Raw genomic sequence first — 12,253 nt, 5'->3', positions numbered from 1 at the left:
AAGCCTTATAATGAGAGAATGAAATACATTATAAAACCATGACGGAATTATATAATAACATTAAAAAACATCTCTCTAGAGAAGATAACCTGAAATTTATTTACTTAGTAAAATTATTCTGACTTAAAACACACCTCACTTCACAATTATTTAAAAACTTATTTTTCCCCTCTAGATTAATATCAATAAATAGCTATCTTTATTATCGCTGGCGTTCGCCAGATAATTAAACTATTTTCAACATGAAAATAAACCTAACCTAAACTTGATATCCGGAGGATATTATGGGTTCTTCTTTATTAAAAAAAGCAGTAGGATTATCTAATGTTTCTGACTTATTAGATAAAAGTGGAATTTTTTATAATTTCTCAGCTAAGACTCTACCTTCTTTTGATTATGATACTGCTGGAAAACATATTGCACGCGAAAATTCCACATGGAATGGGAAATATGTTATTGGACAAGCGGCAGAAGTGACATATTCATTCCCAACTTGGGCTGGTAAAAAGTTTAATGATTTTGGTGATAAAAAGCCCTATGGATTTAATTCAGCGCAAAAAGATCATGCAAGACAATCTTTAGATGCATGGTCTGATATTGCAAATATCAAATTTACTGAAGTAGCACCAGGTGCAAAATCAGATATTACTTTTGGTAATATCACTGATCCAAACGGTACATTCCAAGCTTATGCGACGTTGCCAAATACCTATAGTTATGGACGTGATCTTTCAGGACAAGCTTGGTTTAGTGATTATTATTATGCTGGTAATACAACACCTGAATTAGGTAATTACGGTCGTTTAACTATTATCCATGAAATTGGTCATGCCCTTGGTTTAATGCACCCTGGTGATTATAACGCAGGGCAAAACGTACCTGGCTATTTAAAATCTGACTACGCTGAAGATAGTCGCCAATATACTGTTATGAGTTATTGGGATGAATATGAAACAGGCGCACACTTCCAAGGTGCTTATGCCGGAGCTCCTTTACTTCATGATATTTCAGCAATGCAATATCTTTATGGCGCAAATACCACAACCAGAACAGGTGATGATGTTTACGGTTTCAACTCAAACACTGGTATTGATTATTACACGGCAACAAGCAGAAACGATAAATTAATATTCTCTGTTTGGGACAGTGCTGGTAACGATACTTTTGACTTCTCAGGATATTATCAAGATCAAGTTATTGATTTACGTGAGGGTCATTTCTCTGATGTTGGCGGACTACAGAAAAACGTTTCTATTGCACAAGGTGTGACAATAGAAAATGCAATCGGTGGCTCTGGTAATGATATTATCTACGGCAATGATGCTGATAATATTCTCATCGGCGGTGGCGGTAACGACATACTGTATGGTGGCGCTGGTCAAGATACATTATGGGGTGGTACAGGCAGCAATACCTTTGTTTATAAAGATATCACTGACTCTCTGGTATCTGCCGCTGACAAGATAATGGACTTCAAATCAGGTATTGATAAGATTGATTTATCAGCATTAATAGAAAATACCTTTAGTCATAAACTCCTTAACTTTGTTGATAATTTTACAGGTCGCGCAGGTGAAGCAACCATTAAATATGATCAATCAACAAACTCAAGTGAACTTGCTATTAATGCTTATGGTTATAGCCCTGATTTCAAAATTGACATTGTAGGATTTGTTAATTACGAAACTGACTTTATTGTTTAATTTTTCATTGGGTAGGAGAGAGATATTTCTCCTACCTTTCTTTTACCTATAAGGAGTTATTTTTATATTATCTTATTAAAAAAAAGATAGATTGAACACTCCGTATTGATAGAAGAAATGCAGTAAATAGCAATAAAACAGATAGGAATAAAATCAGGAATAACATTATGTCAGCAAGCAAAAACAATAATGAAATAACAAATATTATAAAAGAAAGAAAGAAAGTATTTCTTTCCATTGGAATATTTACAGCCTTAATAAATATTTTAATGTTAGTTCCTTCTATTTATATGTTGCAAGTTTATGATCGAGTCTTACCATCAGGTAATGAAATGACTTTATTAATGCTAACGCTCATTATGTTAGCATTATTTATTTTTATGGGAGGATTGGAATACTTAAGAAGCATTATTGTCATTAGAATGAGTAACAAACTTGATTTATCCTTAAACTCAAGAATTTATACCGCTGCATATCAAGCAAAATTAAACAAAACGCCCGGTATTAATTCCTCTTTAGCATTTAATGACTTAGTGACTATTAGGCAATTTATTACAAGCCACGCTATTTTTGCATTTTTTGATTTACCTTGGTTCCCTATTTATCTTCTTGTTATCGCATTATTTAATCCATGGTTAGGATTATTTGCATTATGTGGTGCGATCGTTTTATTTTCTTTAGCAATTCTTAATGAGTACTTGTCTCGATCATCATTAAAAAAGGCCAATGAGTTTGCTAATCAAGCTCAGGTAATACAAGGTCATCATTTTGAACATCCACAGCCTATTGAAGCAATGGGAATGCTAGGTTATTTACGTAACCAATGGCAAATTGCTCACTTTAAATATCTACAAGCACAAACTCATGCAAGTGATAATGCAGCAGGTATCAATGCAATAACAAAAGTCACCCGAATGGCACTGCAATCTTTAATGCTAGGATTAGGTGGGTGGCTAGCAATAGATAATACAATTAGCCCAGGAATGATGATCGCAGGATCAATACTATTAGGTCGCGCTTTAGCGCCAATTGAACAAGTTATTGGTGTATGGAAAAACTGGGATAGTAGTAAAGAAGCTTATAAAAGGTTAACCACACTATTAAAAACGTATCCTGAAGAAAATAAAAAAATGGCGCTGCCTGCTCCTAAAGGTGAATTAACAGTAAATATTAATCAAGCTCAATATCCTCAAACGGAACGCACACTATTAAATAATATTCATTTTTCACTAAGCCCCAGCGATGTACTTGGCATTATTGGCCCTAGTGCTTCAGGAAAATCCTCTTTAGCTAAATTTATTGTGGGCATATGGGAAGTTAAGACGGGTGCCATACGCCTTGATAATGCAGATATATATCAATGGAATAAAAGTGAAGTTGGCCAATATATTGGGTACCTTCCTCAAGAAATCGCCCTTTTCCCTGGCACGATTGCCGAAAATATTGCCCGCTTTTCTGAAATAGATCCTCAAAAAGTCACTCAAGCTGCAATGATGGCAAATGTTCATGAAATGATTTTACGTTTTCCTGATGGTTATGAAACCGTTATTGGCGCTCATGGTGAAGGATTATCAGGAGGACAACGACAACGTATTGCGTTAGCTCGCGCATTATATGGTGACCCTGCTCTAGTCGTTTTAGATGAACCCAATTCTAATTTGGATGATTTGGGCATTAAAGCTCTAATGCAGGCAATTCAAACACTTAAGCAAAATAAAAAAACCGTTATATTAATCACGCATCAAAAACAATTACTCTCAGTGACCAATAAACTCTTGGTTCTTTTCGATGGTCACACCAAATTATTTGGCTCTACAACAGCTGTTATTGCTGAGTTAAATAACTCATCAGTAATAAAGAGTACGCCAACACCAGCAACTACACCTATTACTCAAAGCAATATTTAATATTGAGAAGATTATTATGATCACAAAAAAAAATGAAATCGATATTGTTCATGGTATTTCAGATGATCCTAGAAAATTCTTAATAATAGGATGGTCAGTTATTCTTTTAGGTCTTGCTATTTTTATTTTTTGGGCTGCCATTGCTCCTTTAGATAAAGGCGTATCTGCAAAAGGAAATGTTTCAATTTCAGGTAATAAAAAGAGTGTTCAAGCTTCAGTAGAAGGTATTATCACTGACATTTTAGTGAAGAATGGTGATAGCGTAATCGAAGGCCAAACGCTTATTCAATTAAGCCCTATTCAATCGAAAGCTTTAGTCAAATCTTTATCTGATCAATATGATAATTTACTGATTACTCAACAACGCTTATATGCTCAATTAAATGAAAAAACAGAGTTTATCTTAGATCCCAATGAAAAATATTATTCTCCTTCAGAGAATTTAAATAAATTATCCCTACTGCAAAATAAACTACTTAATGAAAAGTATATTGAATTGCATAGTGAGATAAATGGCTATAAAGCTATTATTGATGGTATTTCTAATCGTTTAGTTCATTTAAAAAGATCTACATTAAATAAACAACATCAAATTGATAGCTTAAAAATTCAAATCAAAGATTTATATACTCTTGCTAATGAGGGCTATATTCCCCGTCATCGTTATCAAGAAATTGAACGTGAACTTGCTGAAAATAATAACCATCTTAATGATACATATGGACAAATAAGTACATTAGAAAAACAAAAATTGGAATATCAACAAAAAATATTGCAACGTAATGCTAATTTTTACCAATCGGCACGTACTGAACTTAACCAAGTTCAATTACAAATAAGTGAAACAGAAAAACAACTTATCATTGAAATAGATAAACTAAAAAAGATGCAAATTACTGCCCCAATTTCGGGAATAGTAATGGATTTATCTGTTTTTACCCAAGGTGGCGTTGTAAGAACAGGTCAAACATTAATGGAAGTTGTTCCTCAAGATCATCAATTAATTATTGAGGCACGTTTAGCACCTCACCTCATTGATAAAGTTACCCTTGGTCTTCCTGTTGATTTAATGTTTAGTGCATTCAATCAAAATACAACACCTAAAATTCCTGGAGAGGTAACATTAATTTCAGCAGATAGACTTATTGATGAAAGAACAACTGAACCTTATTACCAAGTATTTATTAATGTTAAAGATAATGCTCTTCTTACAGACAATAAAAATAAATTAAAGGCTGGAATGCCGGTTGATGTATTTATTAATACAGGCGATCGCTCATTACTAAATTATCTCTTCAAGCCTGTTTTAGATAGGATCCATACTTCATTAACGGAAGAATAATGATGCAAATAAAAAAACTCTCTACCATTTTATTTATATGGATGCTAAGTTTTCACGCTTTGGCGATCAATTTATCTGATCTTTATTTCTTAGCAGTAAAAAATGACCCTACGTTTAATGCTGCGATTAAAGAACAGGTTGCGGGTAAAGAGTATGAAAATATTGGATTATCTCAATTACTCCCAAGCGTACATGTAAACTATCAAAACAACCCACGAAATTGGCAACGAAAAGTTTATCCTATTAATACGAATCAAGGGGAAATGGAAAGAACAGAATATCAAAATTATCAAAGCCATTCTATCAGTGCAATTATTAGCCAACCACTCTTTGATTACACTGCATTTAGTGATTACAAATCATCGGTAATCAAAACATTATTATCAGACAGCCGTTATCAAGTAAAATTTTCCGAGCTAGTGATCAGATTAGTGGATAATTATATAGAATTGGCTTATGCACAGGATAAATTATTATTAAACCTTTCACAGCAAGAGATTTATAAAAAGCAGCTAACATCAAGTCAGCGTCTATTCGAATTAGGTGAAGGAACAAAAACAGATATTTCAGAGATCCAAACGCGATTATATTTAACTCAATCTCAATATACAGATATTCAGCTTGAATTAGATAATGCTAAAAATAAACTAAGTTCAATGATTGGCACGCCACTACCTTATGCAGAACATATAGCAAAATTAAGCAGTAATCGCTTTATATTACAACCTATCACACCCAATAATTACGAGTCATGGGAAAATGAGGTTATGCAAAGCAACCTCAATATTCAAACAGCTCGTTATGAAATGGCAATAGCAAAACAAGAAGTGGAGAAAAATAGAGGTGAATTTTTCCCGACAGTGCAACTCTATGCCTCTTATTCTAATAGTGATTCCGATAGTAATAATACTGTAAATCAAAAATATCAATCAGCGAACGTCGGTTTTTATGTCAGTTTGCCTTTATTTAATGGTGGAAAAACAACAGCTTCAATGCGTCAATCTACTGCATTGTATCAAATGAGTGCTTTTGAAAGAGATTCAATTATCCAACAAATCACGCAAGAACTACGTCATCAATACCAAATATGTACAACGAGTAATATTAAATTGAATGCTTATGAGCAGTCCGTTTCCTCTGCTAAATTACAATTAGATGCGACTCAAAAAAGTTATATTGGTGGGCAGAGGACAATGGTTGATGTTCTTAATGCTGAAGAATTATTATATCGCGCTCAACAAGATTTGATTAAAGCTAAATATGATTATATTCAGGCTTGGACATTATTACATCAATACACTAATACATTAGATATTGAAAAAATAAAATTAATTGAAGGTTATTTTCAATAGAGTTGTTAAATCGTTTAATAAGAGATATGAATATAATTATAAAAGTCCTAGATCATGGAATAGATATAGGACTTTTAGTTATAAGCAATAGTTAATCACTTATTTTAGCTAGCGGGTATCATCACTTCTTTTTAGTACCGTACAACGTTAATACACGGTGAGTAAGAGCAATTGATGCTAGACCGATAAAACATTCAGCTAGGAAAATCAGCATAAATTACCCCCATTCATAAGTACATTTTGTTTGGGCGGGGGTTCTGATAAAGTAAAGTGACTTGTCATATAGTGCTTAGCTAACTCCGATTTAATGGACACATTTTAAACCTACCATTAAAACTAAAAAGAGCAAAATATATTTCTCAACAAAATCCATTTTTGGGCTTTGATCACATAAAAACAACACAAAAAATCAAATTTATGTCATTTTAAAAGCCGAAGTTAAATTTATTTGCTCTTTTATAACCGTCTTTTGAAAAAAATAAATAATCTTTAAAATCAGTTAATTAAAGAAAACAAATGTTAAATCACCCTGTTTTTCTACAATAGGTTTTACCTTTAACTGGCTTATAACAGATAATATTTCTTTTCGCTCTGGTCGGACTAAAACAATCGCAAGCCCTTGATAGTTATTCTCTTCAATTAAGTTAACTAACTGCTTAAGATCATAATATTTATTTTGCACATCAGGATATGCCAGACCATAAGCAAGCTCCCCTTTCGTCTCTGTTAAACGAATATCAGTGCGTTTTAACCTCCATGCTAAAGACGTTCCGATCCCAACTTCATCAGTTAAAATATAAGGCTTATCTGCTAGTTCACTATAATAGTGATTAATTGCCTTTTCAGGGGTGCTTTTGCTTTCTACTTTATGAGGAATAGCATACCCAATTGCTAGACTTAATCCTATCGAGCAAAATAAAGTCAGTAAGCGTGTGGGTTTAAAGAAAGAAGCAATCCCTATCACACTCCAAAATAAGAAGCCCACAATACCCAGCAACGCTTTATATTGCTCATTTGTTTCATATAACATAAATCGTGTAGAGAGAAGCGAATAAACAATAATAGAGACGCCTACAAGCCCAAAAACAGTATTTATGATCGCATTAATATTATGAATTTTTTCATTTTGTTTATTTTTTAGCTCTTCCATATAATGTGCAATCAAGATAGAAAGTGGCACAAAACAAGGCAGCATATAGGTTAATAACTTACCGCTGGAGGCAGAAAAGAAAGCAAAAAACAGGAATAACCAAAACGAAAAATAAAGAGTTCCTTTCTTCAAGAAAATAGCTGATTTAATAGCCCCAAATAAGAATCCTAACCAAGGCAAAATACCCAAAATTACAATAGGTAAATAAAACCACATAGGTTGTGATCTTGCTGATCCCTTTTCAACAAAACGTTGAACATGCTCGACCCAAAAGAAGTAGTGCCAATAATCAGGTGCCTGAAGTGCAACTGAAATCACCCATGGACCAGCAATAATAACCATAGAGATAAGCGCTATTGGTGTATAACAAAGGACTTCTTTAAAACGAGATAAGCTAATTGCGGTCACAAAAAAAACTAATGCAGGTAATACAACAGCAATAAAACCTTTGGTTAGAAAACCTAATCCACAGAAAATACCAACGAGAATATAAGCTTTAATTCTACTCTTTCTATTAGTTGCATGTAATCCAGATAAAAAATAATACATTGTTGCCGTGACAAACATTGTCACGATAGGATCAAGAATATTGTAAGTACCAATAGCTAACACAAGAAACGAGGATAAAAAAACCACCAGTGCATTAAACGCCAAAGTACGGTTATGCCAAACTAGCATAGCAGCACGATAAACAAATAAGCCGGTTAATAAAGTTGAAGTTACAACGACAATACGAACAGAAAAATTACCGCCGCCAAATAACCATTGTGCAATACTGTTTAGCCAATACCCCAATACTGGCTTTTCAAAATAACGAATATCCAGCATATAAGGTACAGACCAATTACCTGATGCAAGCATTTCTCGACTAATTTCAGCATAACGGATCTCATCTGGTTGCCAGAGCAGTCGCGTTTCGAGAGGAATTAAATAAGTTAAAAATATAAAAATAAAAAGTAGAAACCATTCATATCTTTCTACAAAATCAACACGCATATATTCCTCGTTAAAATAAAACAATATCACCTTATACGAACTATTCACTTAGAATAGCTATCCTATAAAAGATTCAATTATTATTTATTAAATTATAATTAATTAACACATTGTTTTATTTTCAACCAACGACAAAGATACCCAAAAAAACAGCATTATCAATACTAATCAATAAGATATTGATAAAATTTAGTTAGTAATTAAAATAACGACACGTTAATTTTTTATTAATCTTTTTTTTAATAACAGCAAGTTTTTTATCAAAAATCTACCTAAATAGTATTAAATTAAAAAATGGAGGATAAAAAATTATACATAAACAGAAAATAAACAAAATATATAAATAAAAAAACCAGAAGGAACTTATTCTGGTTTTTGATTACTTTGTTTAATTATATGATGATAAAAATCTTATTTACTAAACTCTTTAAAAGCGCCCATGGTGTTGGATGCATACATAACTGAAGGGCCGCCCCCCATATAAATAGCAACGCCTAATGCTTCAGCGAGTTCTTGTTCTGTTGTGCCAAGCTCCACAAGTGTTTTTGTATGAAATCCAATACAACCATCACAACGATTTGCGACAGCAATTGCAATGGCGATCAGTTCTTTTGTTTTTGCGTCTAAAGCACCGTCTTTACCACCCGCTTTTGTTGTACTCATAAAAGCTTTCATCACTTCTGGAATATTTTGCGACAATGCCCCCATGTTACCTGCAATGTCTGTTACTATTTCTTTGTACTTGCTCATTTTTGATCCCTTAATAATATATTTATTTATATAATATAAAAATATATTATCAAACCATATAATATAAGCAAGGGAATTTAATTTGATGTGATCTTTTTTATCATGATAGTTACCAAAGAAGAGGTTTAAAGTGTCTATTTTAGATGAGTGGGCTGAACGCCATATCGAAAAAGCGTTACAAAAAGGAGAACTTTCATCACTTAAAGGTGAAGGAAAACCGCTGATCCTTGATGATAATAGCCATGTTCCAGAGTCACTTAGAGCAAGCTATCACTTATTAAAAAATGCAGGTTTTTTACCACCTGAAATGCAAGATAGAAAAGAAGCCTTATCTCTAGCTGAAATCTTAAGCACATTAAATGAAACAGAAATAGAGAATGGAACACTGCAAAAACGTTTGGCATTACTTGAGTTGAAATTGCAGCAGGCTGGTTTAGATACTCAATTTTTACATGCGGACTATGCTACACAACTGACAGAAAAATTGACAAATCATAAAAAAGAAACCGAACAAAAATAATGAAATATCAACATAGAAAAAGCCTATACATCCCTGTATAAGCTTCTTTCATTTATCGCAGAGAATTAACCTGCTGTTGGAGAATAATACGTTGGTGAGCCAGGCCCTACTGGTAAGTTGAATACAAATACCCATAAGTAGAATAATAATGACCAACCAATTAAGAAAATAACGGAATATGGCAACATCATAGAGATCATCGTACCAATACCAGTGTCTTTCTTATATTTTGTTGCAACTGCTAATATCAAACCAAAATAACTCATCATTGGTGTAATGATATTAGTAACAGAATCTCCTATTCGATATGCTGCTTGGATTGTCTCAGGCGCATAACCTGCAAGCATTAACATGGGTACAAAGATAGGCGCGGTTACAGCCCATTGAGCCGAAGCCGAGCCAATCATTAAGTTAATAAAAGCACAGATTAAAATAAAACCTAAGAACAGTAATCCACTTGGCATATCAATGCTATTAAGTAATGCTGCACCTTTGACAGCAATAACCTGACCGATGTTTGTCCAACCAAAAAACGCAACAAACTGAGCCGCAAAGAAAATAATGACCAGATAAAGCCCCAATGTGCTCATCGAATTCGCCATAGCATCAACGATATCTTTATCTGTACGCATTGTCTTAGCAACCCATCCGTAAACAATACCCGGAATTGCAAAGAATAAAAAAATAAAGACAACAATAGATTTTAAGAAAGGAGAATTACCAATTAGCCCTGTTTCTTGGTTTCTCAATATGCCATTTTCAGGAACAACCGTTAGCGCCAAAATCACGCCCATAACAATAAAGGTTCCTGTTGCAGCCCATAATGCTTTCTTTTCTAGTGGCGTAACTTCAGCAGCATTCCTTAAATCATTTTCTTCATCATCAAGTTCATTACCGTTATAAGGCCCTAGTTGAGGCTCAACAATTTTTTCTGTAATGAAGTAACCTAAGAAAGTAATAAGGAATGTACTGACAAACATAAAGTACCAGTTTGCTTCAGCACCAACGATATAAGTTGGATCTATAATGCGCGCGGCTTGCTGCGTAATACCCGATAATAACGGATCTATCGTCCCTAAGAGTAAGTTAGCAGAATAACCACCAGAAACCCCTGCAAATGCAGCCGCTAAACCAGCAAGAGGATGCCGTCCTAACGAATGAAAGATAATCGCTGATAACGGTATCAATACCACATAACCCAATTCAGCCGCAGTATTTGACATAATACCAGCGAAAACAATCGCCAATGTGGTCATCTTGCGAGGGGCTTTCATTACCACTAAACGCATAACCGCAGATAATAAACCTGCTCGTTCAGCAATACCGACACCTAATAACGCCACCAGCACCGTACCTAAAGGCGCAAATCCAGTAAAGTTTGTGACAATATTTGCCAATATACGGCGAATACCATCAGCATCTAATAAGCTGATAATGTGAATATAGCCATCTTCTGCGCGTCCTTTGGCGCCTTCTGGTCGGGGATCTTGTACCGTAACACCGAAGTATTCACCAACTGCCGAAGAGACAAGTAAAATAGCAATTAAAATAATAAATAAAATAACGGGATGGGGTAGCGCATTTCCTAGCCATTCCACTGTGCGTAGAAAGCGACTGCCTCCCTGTTTTTTTGTTTGCATCATTTATCCTTTTTATAAAAAAACAGAAAATGCACAGTACACAACCCTTTTTATTATGACTATCTGTTAATCCTATTTACAAATGCTTTATTTAAGATAAACATCAGAATAAAGTTATCAAATAAAATATTTTTTACCTTAATAAACAATAAAATAAAAATAAATCACACAATTACAAATCACTTACATTAAAATTAATTTATAATATCTAAAATTAAAAAATGTGCATAAGGTAACATTTTTAACAATATTTTGATTAATTATTAACCTTTAGTAGTTAAAGATCTGCTGAAATAATGGGGAGAATCGAATCAATACTCTGATAAACCTGATAGTAACGGACGAAATTACTATAAAGAGGAAATTAGTGACGAATAAAAACACAAAATAGGTTAAAAATTAGTTTATTTGTAACACAAAAGATAATAAACCAACCATCATTTAAACAGTAATAAAATAAAAAAATCGACAATAAATAATTATTATGGATAAAAAAAGAAGGCAAGATTTCTCCTGCCTCCTTCTGTATAACTTAAACCCAGTGTTAAAAATATCTGTAATTAGAAAATAAAATCGGGTGTCGATTCCGCCATAAAATATGTAGATTTGCGGATATTTTTATCTTCCGTTTCAGCTTCAACATGAAAACAATCTTCAAAGAACCAGTATATTGGAGTTTTTAAATAAACAGCTAATGTCACAAGGTAACTTAGGTCTATTTTATTTAACCCTCTTTCATAACGTGAGAACTGTTGTTGGCTAATTCCCAACTTATCAGCAATGTGCGCGCCAGTATAACCAAGCTCTTTGCGTTTTTTCTGTATTCTTTGACCAACTAGCTCATTCACATTGATGTTTATAAGATCATAATCCATCATCGCGTTTTCCAACTT

The 12,253-nt window shown here is 33.5% G+C and carries 9 protein-coding genes; 5 read left to right on the top strand and 4 right to left on the bottom strand.

Going from position 1 to position 12,253, the window contains the following annotated elements; genetic code table 11:
• The first annotated feature begins 284 nt into the window (after positions 1 to 284).
• The 4 genes from F1325_RS04285 to F1325_RS04270 all read left to right on the top strand — a co-directional run bounded on the left by F1325_RS04285 (position 285) and on the right by F1325_RS04270 (position 6,304).
• A complete protein-coding gene (locus F1325_RS04285; RefSeq protein ID WP_109373883.1) occupies positions 285 to 1,703 on the top strand; it encodes a serralysin family metalloprotease in 1,419 nt (472 codons plus the stop codon).
• A gap of 167 nt (positions 1,704 to 1,870) precedes the next feature.
• Positions 1,871 to 3,610, top strand: coding sequence for a type I secretion system permease/ATPase (locus F1325_RS04280; protein ID WP_109373882.1), 1,740 nt, complete (start codon positions 1,871 to 1,873; stop codon positions 3,608 to 3,610).
• 16 nt (positions 3,611 to 3,626) lie between these two features.
• Positions 3,627 to 4,952: an HlyD family type I secretion periplasmic adaptor subunit gene (locus F1325_RS04275; RefSeq protein WP_160230037.1), complete on the top strand. Its 1,326-nt coding sequence runs from the start codon at positions 3,627 to 3,629 to the stop codon at positions 4,950 to 4,952.
• Positions 4,952 to 6,304 carry a TolC family outer membrane protein gene (locus tag F1325_RS04270; RefSeq protein ID WP_160230036.1) on the top strand — a complete coding sequence of 451 codons (1,353 nt, stop codon included), beginning with the start codon at positions 4,952 to 4,954 and terminating at the stop codon, positions 6,302 to 6,304. The genes F1325_RS04275 and F1325_RS04270 overlap by 1 nt, the downstream gene beginning before the upstream one ends.
• 499 nt (positions 6,305 to 6,803) lie before the next feature.
• Here F1325_RS04270 and arnT read toward each other — a convergent pair whose 3' ends face one another.
• The gene (gene arnT / locus F1325_RS04265; protein WP_160230035.1) at positions 6,804 to 8,450 is read right to left on the bottom strand and encodes a lipid IV(A) 4-amino-4-deoxy-L-arabinosyltransferase; all 1,647 of its coding nucleotides are present in this window, start codon (positions 8,448 to 8,450) and stop codon (positions 6,804 to 6,806) included.
• A gap of 411 nt (positions 8,451 to 8,861) precedes the next feature.
• Positions 8,862 to 9,200, bottom strand: a complete 339-nt coding sequence (locus F1325_RS04260; protein ID WP_109373878.1) for a carboxymuconolactone decarboxylase family protein — start codon at positions 9,198 to 9,200, stop codon at positions 8,862 to 8,864.
• A 130-nt stretch (positions 9,201 to 9,330) separates the two neighbouring features.
• Here F1325_RS04260 and F1325_RS04255 point away from each other — a divergent pair, with 130 nt between their 5' ends.
• Positions 9,331 to 9,720, top strand: a complete 390-nt coding sequence (locus F1325_RS04255; protein ID WP_109373877.1) for a DUF1992 domain-containing protein — start codon at positions 9,331 to 9,333, stop codon at positions 9,718 to 9,720.
• Positions 9,721 to 9,785: 65 nt separating this feature from the next.
• On the opposite strand, the gene F1325_RS04250 is transcribed toward F1325_RS04255, so the two are convergent.
• The gene (locus F1325_RS04250; RefSeq protein WP_109373876.1) at positions 9,786 to 11,360 is read right to left on the bottom strand and encodes an AbgT family transporter; all 1,575 of its coding nucleotides are present in this window, start codon (positions 11,358 to 11,360) and stop codon (positions 9,786 to 9,788) included.
• A gap of 560 nt (positions 11,361 to 11,920) precedes the next feature.
• Positions 11,921 to 12,238, bottom strand: a complete 318-nt coding sequence (locus tag F1325_RS04245) for a helix-turn-helix domain-containing protein (protein WP_109373875.1) — start codon at positions 12,236 to 12,238, stop codon at positions 11,921 to 11,923.
• Positions 12,239 to 12,253 lie beyond the last annotated feature (15 nt).

The sequence above is a fragment of the Proteus columbae genome (genome assembly GCF_009914335.1).
Lineage (GTDB): Bacteria > Pseudomonadota > Gammaproteobacteria > Enterobacterales > Enterobacteriaceae > Proteus.
The sequence above is the reverse complement of the archived record's forward strand: the minus strand, read 5'-3'. Positions and strand labels throughout refer to the sequence as shown.